Origin of the sequence: Streptomyces sp. NPDC005784 (assembly GCF_042871525.1) — a bacterium.
Lineage (GTDB): Bacteria > Actinomycetota > Actinomycetes > Streptomycetales > Streptomycetaceae > Streptomyces.
This window is the reverse complement of the sequence record NZ_JBIAIQ010000010.1, coordinates 89,168-106,309: the sequence shown is the minus strand read 5'-3', so window position 1 is coordinate 106,309 and position 17,142 is coordinate 89,168. Positions and strand designations below refer to the sequence as shown.

Below are 17,142 nucleotides of genomic sequence, written 5' to 3'. Positions count from 1 at the left end.
ATGCCCTGCCCGGTCGTTGGCTTTGCCTAGTTGTTAACCTCCGAAGTGTTTGAGTGCCTCCGGAGCGTCATCGATCCGGTCGACGAGCGCGATTCGCGACTCCATCGCCCGTTCGCAGGCCAGCGACTTGAGAAGCGCCCAGGCGGGGTATTTCTCGGTCCAGTGCGCACGGTCCACCAGGACCATGGGGGTGGGCTCGCCCCTCGACTCGTAGTAGTTGGGGGTCGCGTTGTCGAAGATCTCCTGTACGGTCCCGGCGGCGCCCGGCAGGAAGACGACACCCGCGTTCGAGCGGGCCAGCAACCCGTCCTCGCGGGTCGCGTTGGCAAAGTACTTGGCCGTGTGCGCGGCGAAGGCGTTCGGCGGCTCGTGGCCGTAGAACCAGGTGGGGATGCCGACCGAGGGGCCGCCCGACGGCCATTGCTTCCGAACCTCGAACGCCGCGCGCGCCCACTCGGTGACGGAGGGGGTGAACGACGGGACGGCGGCCAGGACGCCCAGTGCCTCGTCGAGCATGCCGTCGTCGAACGGAGCCGCGTACGCGCCGAGGTTCGCCGCCTCCATGGCGCCGGGGCCACCGCCGGTGGCGACCATGAGACCGGAACGCGCGAGCGTGCGGCCGAGCCGTGCGGCACCCGCGTAGGCCTGTGTGCCGCGTGCCATCGCGTGGCCGCCCATCACGCCGACCACCCGGACGCCGACGAGGAGTTCGTCGAGCGCGTCCGAGACGGAGTCGTCGTGGACCGAGCGCACCATCGACGCGAATATGTCGCCGTCGGCCTTGGTCTGCTGGAACCAGGCGTACGCGCGGGCGTCGGGCGTCGACTCGTACCCCGCGTCGAGCGAGGCGAAGAGCTCGTCGGGGGAGTAGAGATGACCCCGGTAGGGGTCGAGGGGGAGGCCCGGTACGGGCGGGAAGACGAGGGCACCCGAGGCCCGGACCCGCTCGGCCGCCGTCGGCTCCATCGGGCAGCCGAGAAAGACGGCGCCCGTGGTGTCCACGGAGAGCAGATCCCGCGTACGGCCTGTCAGATCGACGGCCTGGACACGGAACCGGGCGAGCGAGCCGCCTCTGGAAACGACTTCGTCGAACTCGGCGAGGGATTCGATCTCACGGTCATGGGCTGCGTGAAGGGGTGTCGGCTGCACGCGGCCATGCTAGGGGCCGCCCTTCGGAGCACCCCCGGTTCCGAGGCATCCGGCACCGCGACACGCGCCCCGTGCACGGGGCGTCCGCAGGGGCCCGCACTCCGGGTCCGGGGCGCCCGCAGGGTGACCTGCACCCGCGGTCGGGGGCGTGGGCACGCGCTCTGCGCCTGGTTCCGCGGCGTCGGGCACGGTGACTCGCGTCCGGGTCCGCAGTGCCCTGCGCCCGGGGCCGTCGTCCAGCACCGTGACCCGTGCCCGGGTCCGGGGCGTTCACGCGGGGACTATTGCCGGGTGCCGGGTGCCGGGTGCCGGGTGCCGGGTGCCGGGGGGCCGGGGTGCCGGGGTGTCCGCAGGGTGACCCGTGCGTCCGGTCCACGGCATCCGCACGGGGTCCCGTGCCCGGCACCGGCGACCCGGGTCAGGGACCGTCGTCCCGTATGGGGCGACTCGCGCCTGTGTCGCCCCATACCGGTGTCCTGCGCCCGGGTTCCGGGCGACTCGTGCCTGGTCTGTGTCGCTCGATTCCGGTGTCGTGGGCCCGGGTTCGCGGCGCCGGGGGCGGGGGCTTGCCTGTTGTCGTGTCATCCGGGGGTGTCCGGTGTGCGGGTGATGCTCCGCCAGGTGACGCGGCGGGCGCCGAGACCATGGCCGGGGCCTCTCGGAAGACGCCGCGGGGCCGGCGCGCGGACCCCTGTACCGCGCGCCGGCCCCGGAACGTCGACCGGGTCGGTGGGGCTCAGCCCTGGACCGCCGCCGGGTCCATCCACATGACCTCCCAGGTGTGGCCGTCCGGGTCGTCGAAGGCGCGGCCGTACATGAAGCCCTGGTCCTGCGTTTCGCCGGTCCCCGAGCCGCCCGCCGCGATGGCGGCGTCGACCAGCTCGTCGACCTTCTCGCGGCTCTCGGCGCTCAGACACAGCAGCACCTCGCTGGTCTTCGTCGCGTCCGCGATCTGCTTCTTGGTGAAGTCCGCGTAGCGCTGCTTGCTGAGCATCATCGCGATGATCGTGTCGCTGATCACCACACAGGCGCAGTCGTCGGTGGAGAACTGCGGGTTGATCGTGTAGCCGAGCTCCGTGAAGAACTTCTTCGAGGTGTCCACGTCGGACACCGGCAGGTTCACGAAGATCATCTGCTGGTACATGCGAGGGTCTCCCGTCAGTGTTGTGCCGTTCGCAGGGATAGACCGGAGGCCCGTCCGGAAATCATCGCCCGGCGCGGACTTTTTCCCCGGGGATCGGGCGGAGCGTTCCGCGGGCGGATCAGCTGATCAGAGGAAGCGCGGCCAGCTCGGCGACCGCCCAGGTCAGCGGGGCGAAGGCGACGAACAGCACCCCGGCGCGCAGGGCCGCGGCGCCGCGCAGCAACGCGCTGGGCGCCCCCAGTCGCAGCAGGGCCGCCGTGGTGTCCGCGCGGACCTGCTTCGCCTCGACGGCGGCGGTCGCCAGTGTCAGCAGCGTGCAACCGGCGACCAGCAGGGCTCCGAGGGTGGTCAGCGGGCCGAAGGCGGGCCGGGCTCCGGTGTACAGCGTCGTCATGTCGAACCCGCCCGACGCCACCGCGCACACCACACCCAGCGGCTGCCCGATGCGCCGCGCCTCCGCCTGGAGCACCCGCCCGGCCAGTAGTCGCAGCGCGCCCGGACGTACGGCCTGGAGCAGCCGCCCGCACAGATAGGTGATCGCGGGCCCGGCGAGCGCCAGACCGACCGCCGTCAGCACCCAGCCGAGCAGCACCCCGGCCGGACCGCCGACGAATCCGCCGGGCAGCGCGAGCGCGGGTGCGGGCCCCGAACGGCTCGCGTACGTCTCCACGGCCAGCCCCGCCGCCAGCGTGGCCGCGCCCCAGGGCAGGCCGTTGGGGGAGGCCTCAGGGGGCGGCAGCCGACGGGAGTCGGCCTCGGCGGCCCGATGCCGGTCCGGGCGCGCCTCGGGCGCCTTCGCACCCTCAGACGACCCGTCCACACTCTCGTACGACCTGTCCACACCCTCGTACGACCGGTCCGCGGCTTCGTACGAGGCGGGCGTCCCTTGGGGCCTGCGGGCGATGGCGCCCGAACGGTCGTGGGTGCCCACCCGTTGGGCGGTCTCCCCACCGGCGTACGCCTCGGCGGTCCAGTGGAAGTCGGGGCCGTCGGAGCCGTCCGTTCCCGGGGCTCGCGGGTCGGGCTGCGGCAGGGCGCCGCCGTCGGTGTCCGCCGACCCGTCCCGGAATCCGTCGCCCGTACCGGTCACGGTGAACCCGTCACCCGTGACAGTCACGGTGGAGGCGGCCGTGCCGGTCGTGGTGGAGGCCGCGGGCGTGCCGCCACCGCTGCCCGTGGGCCGTCCGCCGCTCCGGGTCCCGCGCTGCGGAGCGCTCGCGATCGCGTTCTGCCGTGCCGAGATCCAGGTACGGCCGTACGACCACACGGTGCGCTGCGGACCGCCGCGCCGTGGACGCAGGACCACGGCGGCCGCGCCGGAGGCCGCGATCGGCACCAGGGCGAGCAGCGTCAGGGCCGCGGGCAGGGGCAGGGACTGGCCGGAGGCGAGGAAGTCCGTCGCCGCGCCGCCGAACGGGATGCCGGTCAGGTCGCCGCGCAGGTGGAGGAAGAGGAGCAGGGCGAGCAGCGAGCCGAAAAGCGTGGACAGGGCCGTGGTGACGGCGGAGATGGCCATCAGCCGGCCAGGACCGAGGCCGATGGCGGACAGCCCGGGGCGGGGGCGGGTGGCGGGGTCGGTGCGGGCCACCGCGACGGCGAAGTAGACCGTGGCGGCGAGGGGCGCGACGCACCAGGCCAGGCGCAGCGCGCCGGCGGCCGAGGCGTCCGGATGGCTCATCGCGTAACCCAGCGTGCACAGCAGCAGGAACCCGGTGCCCGCGGAGGCGGCGGCGACCAGGAGCCGACGGAGCTGGACGAGGGGGTGGCCGCCGCGGGCTAGACGGAGAGCGAGCACGCGGCCCGGCCTTCCGTCTCGGCGACCGGGGGCAGGTGGACGGTGTTCACACGCCGTCCGTCGAGCAGCGACACCGTGCGGTCGGCGAGCGCCGCGGTGTCGGCGTCGTGGGTGGCGAGGACGACGGTGATGCCGTGCGAGCGGGCCGCCGTGGTGAGGGTGCGCAGCACCTGGGCGCGGTCGGCGCGGTGCAGCGGGGCCGTCGGCTCGTCGGCGAACAGCACGGTGGGGGTGGGGGCGAGCGCGCGGGCGATGGCGACGCGCTGCCGTTCGGCCTGGAGCAGGGCGTGCGGGCGTTTGCGGGCGCAGCCGCCGATGTCCAGGCGCTCCAGCCACTCCAGGGCGGCGGTCTTGGCGGCCCGGCGGGCCCAGCCGCGCAGCATCAGCGGGAGGGCGGTGTTCTCCCAGGCGTTCAGCTCGGGGATCAGCATCGGGAACGGGTCGATCCATCCGAAGCGGTCCCGGCGCAGCCGCTCGCGGGTGAGCGGACCCATGGTGTGCACGGGCGAGCTGTTGAACCAGACCTCACCCTGCTGCGGCAGCAACTGGCCGGACAGGCACTGGAGGAGAGTCGTCTTGCCGCTGCCGCGCGGGCCGCCGACGGCGAGGATCTCGCACTCACGGACGCCGAGCGAGACACCGCTGAGCGCGGGCGAGCCGTTGTGCTTGACGTGCAGGGCGCGTGCCCAGAGCACGTCGTTGTCCGGCGGGGCCACCATCGCGTACACCTCGTTCAGATCAGATTTGCCGTGCGAAGTCCCCGTACGAGGGAACGAAGGCAGGACCCATCAGACACGCGCACAGTCGCGGGTAGCGGGTGTTGCGGACAGTGCGTCGCGAGAACCAAGCACGCGCTACCTCCTAGGCGTTTCTGCCGTCCGGGCTGGTCTCAACCCGGCTGGTGCTGATCGCGTGAGGCTCGATCGTTCGCTGCGCGACCGAGCGGCGTGAGCCAGCAATCCCCCTCGTCCACGAGGGGGAGGAGTCAAAGGGCACGCTAGGGAGTCGGGGCCGCCAGGCCGGACAGCACGCGGCCCCGGGGCGCCCATTCTCACTCGAACGGGCGGCACCGGGGCCGTTGTTGATCACTGAGGGCAAGATCAGAGCTTGGTCCACGCCTCCGTCAGGACCTGACGGACGATCCCCTCGATCTCGTCGAAGGTCGACTGGTCGGAGATCAGCGGCGGCGACAGCTGGATGACCGGGTCACCGCGGTCGTCGGCGCGGCAGTACAGGCCGTACTCGAAGAGCTTCTTGGAGACGAAGCCGTAGAGCACGCGCTCCGACTCCTCGTCCGTGAAGGTCTCCTTGGTGGCCTTGTCCTTCACCAGCTCGATGCCGTAGAAGAAGCCGTTGCCGCGGACGTCGCCGACGATCGGCAGGTCGTGCAGCTTCTGCAGGGTCTGCAGGAAGTTGGCCTCGTTGTCCAGCACGTGCTGGTTCAGGCCCTCACGCTCGAAGATGTCGAGGTTCGTGAGCGCCACGGCCGCGGAGACCGGGTGGCCGCCGAAGGTGTAGCCGTGCAGGAAGGTGTTGTCGCCCTTGTAGAACGGCTCGGCGATCCGGTCGGAGACGATGCACGCGCCGATCGGGGAGTAGCCCGAGGTCATGCCCTTGGCGCAGGTGATCATGTCCGGTACGTAGCCGAACTTGTCGCAGCCGAACATCGTGCCGAGGCGGCCGAAGGCGCAGATGACCTCGTCCGAGACGAGCAGGACGTCGTACTTGTCGCAGATCTCGCGCACGCGCTGGAAGTAGCCGGGCGGCGGCGGGAAGCAGCCACCGGCGTTCTGCACCGGCTCCAGGAAGACCGCGGCGACGGTCTCCGGGCCCTCGAAGAGGATCTCCTGCTCGATCTGGTCGGCGGCCCAGCGGCCGTAGGCCTCGGGGTCGTCGCCGAAGAGCGGGGCGCGGTAGATGTTGGTGTTGGGGACCTTGTGGGCACCCGGGACCAGCGGCTCGAAGGGGGCCTTCAGGGCCGGCAGGCCGGTGATGGACAGGGCGCCCTGCGGGGTGCCGTGGTAGGCGACCGCACGCGAGATGACCTTGTACTTGGTCGGCTTGCCCTGCAGCTTGAAGTACTGCTTGGCGAGCTTCCACGCGGTCTCGACGGCCTCGCCGCCACCCGTCGTGAAGAACACCTTGTTCAGGTCGCCCGGCGCGTGGTGCGCGAGGCGCTCGGCCAGCTCGATGGCCTTGGGGTGGGCGTAGGACCACACCGGGAAGAAGGCCAGCTCCTGGGCCTGCTTGAAAGCCGTCTCGGCCAGCTCGGTACGGCCGTGACCGGCCTGGACCACGAACAGGCCCGCGAGACCGTCGAGGTAGCGCTTGCCCTTGTCGTCGTAGATGTAGGTGCCTTCACCACGGACGATCGTGGGAACGGGCGCGTTCTCGTACGAGGACATGCGGGTGAAGTGCATCCACAAGTGGTCGTACGCGGTCTTGCTGAGGTCCTTGGTGCTCACGGTTATCGGGTTCCCCACATGTAGGTCTGCTTCTTGAGCTTCAGATAGACGAAGCTCTCGGTGGAGCGCACCGCGGGCAGGGCCCGGATGCGTTTGTTGATGACGTCCAGCAGGTGGTCGTCGTCCTCGCAGACGATCTCGGCGAGGATGTCGAACGAGCCCGCGGTCATCACCACGTACTCGACTTCCGACATGGCAGTCAGTGCTTCGGCCACCGGGTCGAGGTCGCCCTCGACCGTGATGCCGACCATCGCCTGCCTGCGGAATCCCACGGTGAGCGGGTCCGTGACGGCGACGATCTGCATGACGCCCTGGTCGAGCAGCTTCTGGACCCGCTGGCGTACGGCGGCCTCGGAGAGGCCCACGGCCTTGCCGATCGCGGCGTACGGGCGGCGTCCGTCCTGCTGGAGCTGCTCGATGATGGCGAGGGAGACGGTGTCCACCTGGGGACTGCCGTTCCTGGACTCGCGGGAGTCCCTGAGTTCCGCGCTGCGACTGGCCACGACCCCACTGTGCACGACGTCTCGATAGTTCCGCAAGGTTCGGGCGATGAAATTCGTTGTTTACGGGTACGTGTCTTGCGGATTTCGCAGTTCTGGGCCGTTCGGGGGTGTTGAAAACGTGGAGCCACGGATTAGGGTGGGGGCCATGCATCTCAGGTAGTGGACACCTGAGTCGTTGGACATCCGACAGGAGGGCCGGGCAGTGAGCACCGAGCTGCGTCGTCTGCGCAATTACATCGACGGAGAGTTCCGCGATGCCGCCGAAGGACGGACCACGGAGGTGGTCAACCCCGCGACCGGCGAGGCGTACGCGACCGCGCCGCTCTCCGGCCAGGCGGACGTCGACGCCGCGATGGCGGCCGCCGCCGCGGCTTTCCCGGAGTGGCGGGACAAGACCCCCTCAGAGCGCCAGAAGGCCCTCCTGAAGATCGCGGACGCGTTCGAGGAGCGGGCCGAGGAGCTGATCGCGGCCGAGGTGGAGAACACCGGCAAGCCGATCGGTCTGACCCGGTCCGAGGAAATCCCGCCGATGGTCGACCAGATCCGCTTCTTCGCGGGTGCCGCCCGCATGCTCGAAGGCCGCTCGGCCGGCGAGTACATGGAGGGCATGACCTCGATCGTCCGCCGCGAGCCGGTCGGCGTCTGTGCCCAGGTCGCGCCGTGGAACTACCCGATGATGATGGCGGTGTGGAAGTTCGCGCCGGCCCTCGCGGCGGGCAACACGGTCGTCCTGAAGCCCTCGGACACCACCCCGGCCTCCACCGTCCTGATCGCCGACATCCTCGGCGGCATCCTGCCCAAGGGTGTCTTCAACGTCATCTGCGGCGACCGCGACACCGGCCGCGCGATGGTCGAGCACCCGACCCCGGCGATGGCGTCCATCACCGGCTCCGTCCGCGCGGGCATCTCGGTCGCCGAGTCGGCGGCCAAGGACGTCAAGCGCGTCCACCTGGAGCTCGGAGGCAAGGCCCCGGTCGTCGTCTTCGAGGACACCGACATCGCCAAGGCCGTCGAGGACATCTCGGTCGCGGGCTTCTTCAACGCCGGCCAGGACTGCACGGCCGCCACCCGCGTCCTCGTCCAGGAGTCCATCCACGACGAGTTCGTCACCGCGCTCGCCAAGGCCGCCGCCGAGACGAAGACCGGTCAGCCGGACGACGAGGACGTGCTCTACGGCCCGCTGAACAACCCGAACCAGCTCAAGCAGGTCGCCGGGTTCATCGAGCGGCTGCCCGCGCACGCCAAGGTCGAGGCGGGCGGCAAGCAGGTCGGCGACAAGGGCTACTTCTACGCCGCGACCGTCGTCTCCGGCCTCAAGCAGGACGACGAGATCATCCAGAACGAGGTCTTCGGCCCGGTCATCACCGTCCAGTCCTTCACGGACGAGGCCCAGGCCATCGAGTGGGCCAACGGCGTCGACTACGCGCTGGCCTCCTCGGTGTGGACCAAGGACCACGGCCGCGCGATGCGCCTGTCCAAGTCCCTCGACTTCGGCTGCGTGTGGATCAACACCCACATCCCGCTGGTCGCCGAGATGCCGCACGGCGGCTTCAAGAGGTCCGGTTACGGCAAGGACCTGTCGGGCTACGGCTTCGAGGACTACACGCGCATCAAGCACGTGATGACGTCGCTCGACGCGTAGTAAGTACGGTGTGAACCACGTGGCCCCGGACGAGAGTTGATCCCGTCCGGGGCCACGCTGTTTCCCCCTCCGCGCAGGCTCAGGCGCTCTCGGTCACGCAGGAGAGCGAGGGCAGATCGCGTACGCCGGGCCGTCCCTTCTCCGTGTGGAGGCGGGGCGGCAACTTGCGGGATCCACCGACGGATCCGCCGCCGGGTTCACCAGCGGATCCGCCACCGGGTTCGCCAGTGGATCCACCGACGGATCCGCCCACGGACCCACCGACGGATCCGCCACCGGATCGGGTACCGGGACCGCTGCCGGGCTTGCCCGGCACGGGCAGCGGAGGCAGGCCGGTTCCCGTCGAGAAGCTGATGCCGGCCTTCTTCAGGACCGGCGCGCACGCCTTCACGTCGGCCCGGTAGCTCTTCGACGTCGGGTCGAACCGCTTGCCCGCCTTCATCCGCACGCTCATCAGCACGCGGCCCTGCTTGTCCTTCGAGGCGTGGAAGACCGGGAAGACCTTCTGGCCGTGGTCACGCATGCAGGTCGCGAACAGGCCGTTGGCCGTGTTCACGTCGCCGGGCGCCTGCGCGGTCGGCCGGTACGCGATGGCGGGCATCGCTCCCTTGGGCGGCAGGGCTCCCTTGGGCGGTTCGCCGGTCCCGGCGTGCAGCGTGAGCCGGGCCGACGCGGAGGTCACCGCTGTCGCGGCGGCCACGGTGGACCTGTCGGACGCCGAAGCCGCCGAGGCGCTGACGGTCCCGAGGGCGGCGGCCGAGATCAGGGCGCAGGCCAGGGCGAGTCGTTGTGGCCGAGTGGCCAGTGCACGCATGGGGTCCTCCATGGGGTGGGCGGCGGTGCCGCCGGTTCGGATGCTGTGCTCCAGAGAAGCCCGGGGGCGGTTACGGCACGGGAACGGTCGTCCTTATCGCGACGCGACATGCGGCGGAGGGCCGTGGGCGGAGGGCCGCCGAGGAAGGGCCGTCGGCCGAGGGTCGCCCGGGGGAAGGCCGTCGACGGAGGGGCCGGCGCGCACAGGGGACGCTTATCCCCGTGTAACCACCGGCCCGCCACACTGACCGCCATGCGTGTGCTGGTGGTCGAGGACCATGAAGAGCTCGCCGAGACCGTGGCCGCCGGGCTGCGCCGCGAGGGCATGGCGGTCGATCTCGCGCTGGACGGGCCCACGGCGCTGGAGCGCGCCGATGTCAACGGGTACGACGTCGTCGTGCTCGACCGCGATCTGCCCGGCGTCCACGGCGACCAGGTGTGCCGGACGCTGACCGCGGGCGACGGCCGGGCGCGGGTGCTGATGCTCACGGCGTCCGGCACGGTGGCCGACCGGGTCATGGGGCTCGGCCTCGGTGCCGACGACTATCTGCCGAAGCCGTTCGCTTTCGCCGAACTCGTCGCGCGGATACGGGCGTTGGCGCGGCGTGCGCAACCCGCGCTGCCTCCTGTCCTGGTCCGCGGAGAGTTGCGGCTCGACCCGGCACGGCGGCAGGCGACCCGGGGCGGTTCGGGGCTCGCCCTCAGCCCGAAGGAGTTCGCCGTGCTCGAACTCCTACTGTCCGCGCAAGGCGCCGTGGTCTCCACCGAGGAACTCCTGGAGCGGGCCTGGGACGAGGCGGCCGACCCCTTCAGCCAGACCGTGAAGGTCACGGTGAGCCGGCTGCGCCGCAAGCTGGGGGAGCCGCCGCTGATCGCGACGGTGGACCGGGCGGGGTACCGGATCGCATGACGGACGGACCTCCGCGCCCGGACCGGCCCGACCCGTACGACGTGCGCCCCCGGCCCCGGCCGGTGACGCCGGATCCCCGCCCGCGACCGGCACCGCGCGGTCACCGCTGGTGGCCGGGGCCGAGAGCCATCCGTCTGCGGTCGGGGGCGCGCGGCATCCGTCTGCGGGCGGCCCTGGGCGCTGTTCGCCGGTGTTCGGTCCCGGACGTCCTTCGCCGGCGGCCGGTCTCGGACACCCCTCGCAGGCGGCCGGCCCCGGGCATGACGCGGTGGCGGCCGACCGCGGACAGTATTCGGTGGCGGCTGGCCCCGCGCAGCATTCGGTGGCGGCTCACCCTGCTCTACAGCGCGCTGTTCATGGTGGCGGGGGCGGCTCTGCTCGGCTTCACCTACCTGCTGGCGTCGCGGTCCACGCCGTCGACGGCGATCGGCTCGTCCGTGGGGCCGGGGCTGCCCGCGGGCAACACCTTCACCAGCCCCGATCCGCCGACGCTCACGATGTACGCCGAGGCCCTGCACGCCGATCAACTGCACCAGTTGCTGGTCGAGGCGGGCATCGCGCTCGCCGTGATGACCTTCGCCTCCGTGGCCCTGGGCTGGCTGATGGCCGGACGCGTCCTCGCGCCGCTGCGCACGATGACCGCCGCCGCCCGGCGGATCTCCGCTGACAACCTGCGTCAGCGACTGGCGGTGCCGGGCCCCGAGGACGAACTCAAGGCGATGGCGGACACCTTCGACGACGTACTGGGGCGGCTGGAAGGGGCGTTCGAGGCGCAGAAGCAGTTCGTCGCCAACGCCTCGCACGAACTGCGCACTCCACTCACGCTCCAGCAGGCGATCGTGGACGTAGCGCTCGCCGACCCCGGGGCGTCGGTGGAGAGCCTGCGGGCCGCGTGCCTGCGGGTACGCGCCGCCGGACAGGAACAGGCGCGGCTCATCGACGCCCTGCTGACGCTCGCGCGCAGCCAACGCGGGCTTCAGCGCAGGGAGTTCATCGACCTCGCCGAGATGGTGCGGGAACGGTTGCCGGACGGAACGGTGGTGGACGGCGGCGGGGAGCCGACCGGTGGGTCGGAGGGCAACAGGTCGGCGAGCAACGGGTGTGAGGGCGGTGGGCGCGAGGGCGGTGGGTCCGGGGACGGCGGGTGTGAGGGCGGCGGGTCCGACTGCGGTGGGTCCGGGGACGGCGGGCCGCAGGTGCGGGCCGATCTCGACTCCGCGCTCGTGCTGGGCGATCCCCAGTTGATCGAGCGGCTCGTGGTCAACCTCGCGGACAATGCCCTACGGCACAACAACCCGGAGGACGGCGAGAGTTGGGTGCGTCTGTGGACCGGTACGGAGGCGGGGCGCCCCGTCCTGCGGATCGACAACACCGGCCCGGTGATTCCGCGCGACCAAGTGGCCGGACTCTTCCAGCCGTTCCGGCGCCTGGGTGCGGAACGGACCCGTACGCACCCTCGGCCACGCCCGCGCGGGAAGGGCCACCATCGCGAGGGCCTGGGCCTCGGTCTGTCCATCGTCACGGCCGTCGCCACCGCGCACGGCGGCACGGTCGAGGCGTGGCCCCGTCCGCAGGGCGGTCTCACGGTGAGGGTCACGTTCCCGCCCTGCGCACCGCCCGTTCCCCCGCCGGGGCCGGCCGACGCGCCCGCCTCCGGTGTGCGGCCGGCCGACGGCCCCGCCTCCCGCGCCGGGCAGCCCGACGCGCAGGCCTCTCGCGCGTGCCCGGCCGACGGCCACGCGCCCGGAGTCTTCGAAACGCTCGGAAACTGATCGACAGGGTGTCGGGTCGGCGCGCGACCGGTCGACGCAGCGTCCATTGTCCGGACCGAGCCAGGGTGGGCATGCTCGGCGCGTGCCAGTGAATCGGAAGACCTCGACCCCGTCCCGCCGGTCCCTGCTGCGCGCCCTGGGCGGTGGTGCGGCGCTCGGGGCCCTCGCGGGATGCGGGGTACCGGCGGCGTACGTGGGACCGGGCGACCGGGCCGGAGCCGACCTCTCCGCCACGGACAAGCGGCTGACCTGGGCGAACTGGCCGATGTACATCGACACCGATGACAAGGACACCACCCGGCGGCCGACGCTGGAAGCCTTCGAGAAGCGCACCGGGATCTCCGTCGACTACACCGAGGAGATCAACGACAACGACGAGTTCTTCGGCAAGATCAGCCCGTCCCTGATGAACCATCAGCGGACCGGCCGCGACCTCGTCGTCATCAGCGACTGGATGTGCGCCCGTTTCGTCCGGCTCGGCTGGGTCCAGGAGATGGACCGGGCCCGGCAGCCGAACGTCACCAAGTACCTCGACCCGCTGCTCGGTTCGCCCGCCTTCGACCCCGGCCGCAAGTCCTCGGTGCCGTGGCAGTCGGGGATCACCGGCATCGCGTACAACCGCCGCAAGGTCGGCCGCGAGATCAGGCACGTGTCCGACCTGTGGGCCGACGACCTCAGGGGCCGGGTCACTCTGCTCTCCGGGCTGGACGAGGCGTTCGCGCTGCTCATGCAGGGCAACGGCGTCGACGTCACGCGGTGGAAGGCGGACGACTTCCACCAGGTGTGCGAGCAGGTCGAGAAGCGGGTGCGCAGCGGTCAGATCCGCCGCTTCACCGGCAACGACTACATCAAGGACCTCTCCAGCGGCGACGTGCTGGCCTGCCAGGCCTACTCGGGCGACGTGATCCAGCTCCAGGCGGACGACCCCGACATCCGGTTCGTCGTCCCCGAGGAGGGCGCCGAGCTGTGGGCGGAGTCGCTGATGATCCCCAACCTGGCCGGGCACAAGGCCAACGCGGAGAAGCTCATCGACTACTACTACGAGCCCGAGGTCGCCGCCGAGCTGGCCGCCTGGGTCAACTACGTCTGTCCGGTCCCCGCCGCCCAGGACGTCCTCGCCTCCTCCAAGGACAAGGACACCGCGGCCCTCGCCGAGGACCCCCTGATCTTTCCCGACGCCACCATGCGCAAGCGCCTCGCGATCGCCCGCGACATCACCTCCACCGAACGTACGGAGTTCGCCAAGCGCTGGAACGCGATAGCGGGGTTGTGAGCCGCGGGCCGCCATGACGGCGCTGACCGGCCCGGGGCGTCCCCACAGGGCTGACCGACAAGCAAGTCGTCGCGCGGCTGTTCCTGTCTCCGCGAACCGTGGCGGCCCATCTGCGCAGCGTTTTCCGGAAGTTGAACGTCGCGTCCCGTGCCGGACTGCGCGACGCGCCGACCGGTCTGTCCCGGCCGGCGGACGGCACGGCGGCGACGAACGGAAGCTGAAGCCGGCAGCCCGCCCGGGAACGGACGGGCTGTCGGCGAGGAGTCACCGCTGTCAGCGACTATCGCGGTCCGCTCCGGGTCACTTCTGGTGGGCGGCTGCCTGCTTGATCAGCTCCGCCACGGCTTCCGGCCGGGAGACGTACACGGAGTGGCTTCCGGCGGTCTCGGTCACGGTCGCTCCGGCTCGCTCGGCCATCATGCGCTGCGCCGGCGGCGGGATCATACGGTCGTCGGTCGCTACGAGATACCAGCTCGGCTTGGTACGCCAGGCGGCCTCCGCCACCGTCCCGTTGAGAGCCTCGACACCCCAGGGAACCTGCGAGTCGGCCATGAACCGAGCTTCCTCGGGCGCCACATCGCCCGCGAACGACGCGGCGAACTTCTCACGGTCCAGAAGGAGGAAGCCGTCCTGGGGCGGCAGGATCGGCGGAACGGGCGCACCGGGAGCCGGATCGGCGATCAGAGTGCCGACGGACTCGCCCTTGTCCGGCGCGAAGGCCGTGATGTAGACGAGCGCGGTCACCCTCTCGTGCCGCCCGGCCTCGGTGATCACAGCGCCGCCGTAGGAGTGACCGACGAGCACGGTCGGTCCGTCCTGGGCGTCGAGGATCCTCCGGGTGACCTCGGCGTCGCCTTCGAGGGAGAGGGTCGGGTTCTGTGCGACGCTGACGTCGAAGCCGTCGCGGGTGAGGAGACGGTGGACCGACTGCCAGCCGGAACCGTCGACGAATCCGCCATGCACGAGAACGATGTTCTTCGCGGCACTCATGTGATTGCTCCTTGTCGGGTGGTGTTTGTCGGATTTTGTCGGAACTCTCGGGGCGGTTACAAGCCAGGCCGGACTGTCCTTTCCGGCTTCGACCGAATGACCCAGTTGCCGCCGACCGGTGCTCCCGCACGCCTTTGCCTCCCCTTTACAACCCCGTCCCCCGCTGCCTCGTCTCTCCGCTCGATCCGTAACGCAGCCCGCCGTGCCAACGGGTGGGCGGACCGACGAAAGAGAGCGATTCATGCGCCGAACCGTCTTCAGTGCCACGGCACTCGCGTGCACCGCCGTGCTGGTGGGCACGGTGCCCGCGTTCGCCGACGGGACCTCCCCCAGCCCCACGACCCGTCCGAGCGTCAGCGCCGCGCCGGCCCCGGCGAGCCCCTCCGCCACCAGGATGCCCTCCGCCGCCCCCAGCCCCGTACCGACGCGGGCGCCGGCCTCGCGGCAGGTCTCCGTCCGGCCGAGCGGAGCGCCCGACACCGGTGTGGCGCCGACGGCGACACAGTCCTCGGGACCGGACGGGCTGATCGGCGGGAGTGCCGCCGCGGTGCTCGTCGCGGGCGCGGCGGTCTTCGTCGTACGCCGCCGGCGGGCGACCGGGGCATGACGCCCTTCTCCAGGCGCGCTTTCGTCACCATGGCGGCGGCCGCGCTGCTCGTGGGCTGCGGCGGCCACCCGGCCGACCCGTCCGCGGCCACGCGGCCCGGCGGCACACCCCCGGCATCGCGTACCGGCGCGAAGCCGGCGCACGCGCTGGGGCGTTCGGTCCCCGTCGGGCTGCGGATACCCGCCATCGGGGTCGACACCCCGCTCATGCGGCTCGGGCTGGCCCCGGACGGCAGCGTGCAGGTGCCCCCGATCGCGGCGCACGACCAAGCGGGCTGGTACCGGCACTCGCCGACGCCGGGTCAGACCGGTCCCTCGGTGATACTCGGTCATGTCACGGTCGGCGCGTACGGGGACGGTGTCTTCCGCCACCTCGCGCGGCTGCGCCACGGCGACCGGATCGTGGTGCGCCTGGAGAACGGCAGATCGGCGGTGTTCGCCGTCAGCAGCGTCCGCACGGTCGCCAAGGCCGACTTCCCGACGGACGCCGTCTACGGAGACGTGGACCGACCGGAGCTGCGGCTCATCACCTGCGGAGGTCCCCGTTCCGGGAACGGCTACCTCGACAACGTGATCGTGTTCGCGGCGCTGAGCTCCGCGAGCCCCTGACACGAGACCGCCGTTCCCCGTCACAGCCTCCGGGTCCGCCGTGGACCCGGAGGCGGGATCCCGGGCCGATGGACTGCATGCCCGCGGCCCGGGATCCTTCCCTTCCAGTGCTGTCACGACCATGGAGAATGTTGAAAGGGTCCCGCGAGAAGGCAGCGTCCGAACTGTTCGCCGCCCTCTACCCGCGCCTCGCCGGCTGGTGCCGCCGTCTCGTCGACGACGACGGGACCGCCCACGAGATCGCCTCGGAGGCGTTCACCCGGCTCTGGGCCCGCTGGACCTCCGTGGCCGAGCCGCGCGGGTTCCTCTACGTCACCGCGGCCAACCTCGTCCGGGACCACTGGCGCAAGCTGGAGCGGGAGCGCAGGGCCGTGCACCGGGCCACCGCCGAGGCCGCCGTCGGCCCGCGGAACGAACAGGCCGATCCGTCCGTACGTCTGCTCGTGCAGTCGCTTCCCGAACGGCTGCGCGTCCCGATCCTGTTGCACTACTACGCTGACATGCCGATCCGGGAGGTGTCCGCGCTGACCGGGCGCAAGGAAGGAACCATCAAGGCCGATCTCCATGCGGCCCGCGAACTGCTCCGCGCCCACCTGAGGAGAAGTCTTGATCACACACTCTGACGATGGTCCGGACTTCGGCCCCGACGACCCGCTCGCCGTCATCATGCGGCCCCCCTCCGACTACCTCGGTCCACCGCCCGGCCGCTACGAGGCGATCCGCCGGGGTGCGGCCCGTCGCCGGCTGCTGCGAGCCGCGGCCGGAGTCGGAATGGCGTGTGCCGTCGGCGCTCTCGTCGCGCTGCCGCTCCGGTCGGCCGCACCGGAGTCCCCGGTGTCCCCGGTGGTCCCGCTGGCCCCGCCGCCCGCGAGCAGTCCGTCGGCCGAGCCCACCCCGTCGGCGTCGCCGGGTCGGGTCAGCCCGCGTCCCAGCCGGAACCCCGGGTCCGACCGTTCGTCCGCCCCGCGCACCGCACCCACTCCCACGCCTCCGACCCGCTCGCCCGTCCGCACCCGCACCCCGTCGTCGACACCGGCCTCCGCGACAGTCGAGCCGTCCGCCGTCCGAACCGGGGCGGTCCCCACCCCGTCGAGGGTGGTCCAGCGGTAGGCGGTCGGGTGGTGGCATGAGGCCTGAGACCGCGGTCGGGGGCAGCGGTCCGGCGCTGTGAGTGCGGGCGGGCTTGGCGGCGGCCCCGTGACGTGAGCGCGGGCGAGCTTGGTGGCGGCTCGGCGGTGTGAGTGCGGGCGGGCTTGGTGGCGGCTCGGCGGTGTGAGTGTGGGCGGGCTTGGTGGTGGCTTGTGGCGCGAGCGGGCCGTCGGGCACCTGCCCGCGGCTGCTCGGCGCGCCCCCGGTAGCCTTCCGGCCTCGCATGAGCGCCACCCATAAAGCGGCCCTTCAGAACCCATAAGTCAGCCTTATGAGGTCATAGCCCGGACCCGCCTACTGACTTAGGTTTGCCTCAGTTTAG

General features: G+C 71.6%; 16 protein-coding genes and 1 pseudogene. 8 read left to right on the top strand and 9 right to left on the bottom strand.

All coding sequences use genetic code 11. The features are described from left to right. Positions 1-33 precede the first annotated feature (33 nt). The 6 genes from ACFYR3_RS18585 to ACFYR3_RS18560 all read right to left on the bottom strand — a co-directional run bounded on the left by ACFYR3_RS18585 (position 34) and on the right by ACFYR3_RS18560 (position 7,071). Positions 34-1,149: a Rossmann fold nucleotide-binding protein gene (locus ACFYR3_RS18585; RefSeq protein ID WP_355842264.1), complete on the bottom strand. Its 1,116-nt coding sequence runs from the start codon at positions 1,147-1,149 to the stop codon at positions 34-36. Between the two features lie 736 nt (positions 1,150-1,885). Next, on the bottom strand, positions 1,886-2,293 hold the full coding sequence (locus tag ACFYR3_RS18580) for a VOC family protein (RefSeq protein ID WP_355842261.1): 408 nt from the start codon (positions 2,291-2,293) through the stop codon (positions 1,886-1,888). Between the two features lie 118 nt (positions 2,294-2,411). Next, complete coding sequence (locus tag ACFYR3_RS18575) at positions 2,412-4,088, bottom strand: hypothetical protein (protein WP_355842258.1); 1,677 nt, start codon at positions 4,086-4,088, stop codon at positions 2,412-2,414. After that, on the bottom strand, positions 4,070-4,807 hold the full coding sequence (locus ACFYR3_RS18570; protein ID WP_355842255.1) for an ATP-binding cassette domain-containing protein: 738 nt from the start codon (positions 4,805-4,807) through the stop codon (positions 4,070-4,072). Before ACFYR3_RS18570 ends, ACFYR3_RS18575 begins: the two co-directional genes overlap by 19 nt. Positions 4,808-5,188: 381 nt before the next feature. Then, positions 5,189-6,571, bottom strand: a complete 1,383-nt coding sequence (locus tag ACFYR3_RS18565) for an aspartate aminotransferase family protein (RefSeq protein WP_355842252.1) — start codon at positions 6,569-6,571, stop codon at positions 5,189-5,191. Next, positions 6,556-7,071: an Lrp/AsnC family transcriptional regulator gene (locus ACFYR3_RS18560; protein ID WP_389283981.1), complete on the bottom strand. Its 516-nt coding sequence runs from the start codon at positions 7,069-7,071 to the stop codon at positions 6,556-6,558. The genes ACFYR3_RS18565 and ACFYR3_RS18560 overlap by 16 nt, the downstream gene beginning before the upstream one ends. A gap of 187 nt (positions 7,072-7,258) precedes the next feature. On the opposite strand from ACFYR3_RS18560, the gene ACFYR3_RS18555 reads away from it, so the two are divergent. After that, the gene (locus ACFYR3_RS18555) at positions 7,259-8,698 is read left to right on the top strand and encodes a gamma-aminobutyraldehyde dehydrogenase (protein WP_355842249.1); all 1,440 of its coding nucleotides are present in this window, start codon (positions 7,259-7,261) and stop codon (positions 8,696-8,698) included. Between the two features lie 79 nt (positions 8,699-8,777). Here the strand turns inward: ACFYR3_RS18555 and ACFYR3_RS18550 are convergent, their stop codons facing one another. Beyond that, positions 8,778-9,512 (bottom strand): hypothetical protein, encoded by a 735-nt coding sequence (locus ACFYR3_RS18550; protein WP_389283882.1) that lies wholly within the window; start codon positions 9,510-9,512, stop codon positions 8,778-8,780. A gap of 252 nt (positions 9,513-9,764) precedes the next feature. Between ACFYR3_RS18550 and ACFYR3_RS18545 the strand changes: the two genes are divergently transcribed. From ACFYR3_RS18545 to ACFYR3_RS18530, 4 genes and pseudogenes are all read left to right on the top strand, one after another. Next, positions 9,765-10,421, top strand: a complete 657-nt coding sequence (locus ACFYR3_RS18545; RefSeq protein WP_355842243.1) for a response regulator transcription factor — start codon at positions 9,765-9,767, stop codon at positions 10,419-10,421. Positions 10,422-10,681: 260 nt separating this feature from the next. Further along, complete coding sequence (locus ACFYR3_RS18540; protein ID WP_389283880.1) at positions 10,682-12,193, top strand: sensor histidine kinase; 1,512 nt, start codon at positions 10,682-10,684, stop codon at positions 12,191-12,193. A gap of 82 nt (positions 12,194-12,275) precedes the next feature. Continuing rightward, positions 12,276-13,466, top strand: coding sequence for a spermidine/putrescine ABC transporter substrate-binding protein (locus ACFYR3_RS18535; protein WP_389283878.1), 1,191 nt, complete (start codon positions 12,276-12,278; stop codon positions 13,464-13,466). Between the two features lie 44 nt (positions 13,467-13,510). Beyond that, a pseudogene (locus tag ACFYR3_RS18530) lies at positions 13,511-13,687 on the top strand (response regulator transcription factor); the annotation flags it as partial. A gap of 79 nt (positions 13,688-13,766) precedes the next feature. On the opposite strand, the gene ACFYR3_RS18525 reads toward ACFYR3_RS18530, so the two are convergent. Next, positions 13,767-14,456, bottom strand: coding sequence for an alpha/beta hydrolase (locus ACFYR3_RS18525; RefSeq protein WP_355842234.1), 690 nt, complete (start codon positions 14,454-14,456; stop codon positions 13,767-13,769). A 241-nt stretch (positions 14,457-14,697) separates the two neighbouring features. Between ACFYR3_RS18525 and ACFYR3_RS18520 the strand changes: the two genes are divergently transcribed. The 3 genes from ACFYR3_RS18520 to ACFYR3_RS18510 all read left to right on the top strand — a co-directional run bounded on the left by ACFYR3_RS18520 (position 14,698) and on the right by ACFYR3_RS18510 (position 16,294). Continuing rightward, on the top strand, positions 14,698-15,063 hold the full coding sequence (locus ACFYR3_RS18520) for a sortase-dependent protein (RefSeq protein ID WP_355842231.1): 366 nt from the start codon (positions 14,698-14,700) through the stop codon (positions 15,061-15,063). After that, positions 15,060-15,671, top strand: coding sequence for a class F sortase (locus ACFYR3_RS18515; protein WP_389283876.1), 612 nt, complete (start codon positions 15,060-15,062; stop codon positions 15,669-15,671). The genes ACFYR3_RS18520 and ACFYR3_RS18515 overlap by 4 nt, the downstream gene beginning before the upstream one ends. Positions 15,672-15,802: 131 nt before the next feature. After that, the gene (locus ACFYR3_RS18510) at positions 15,803-16,294 is read left to right on the top strand and encodes an RNA polymerase sigma factor (RefSeq protein WP_355842518.1); all 492 of its coding nucleotides are present in this window, start codon (positions 15,803-15,805) and stop codon (positions 16,292-16,294) included. 84 nt (positions 16,295-16,378) lie between these two features. On the opposite strand, the gene ACFYR3_RS18505 is transcribed toward ACFYR3_RS18510, so the two are convergent. Next, a complete protein-coding gene (locus ACFYR3_RS18505) occupies positions 16,379-16,756 on the bottom strand; it encodes a hypothetical protein (protein WP_355842225.1) in 378 nt (125 codons plus the stop codon). Between the last annotated feature and the right edge of the window lie 386 nt (positions 16,757-17,142).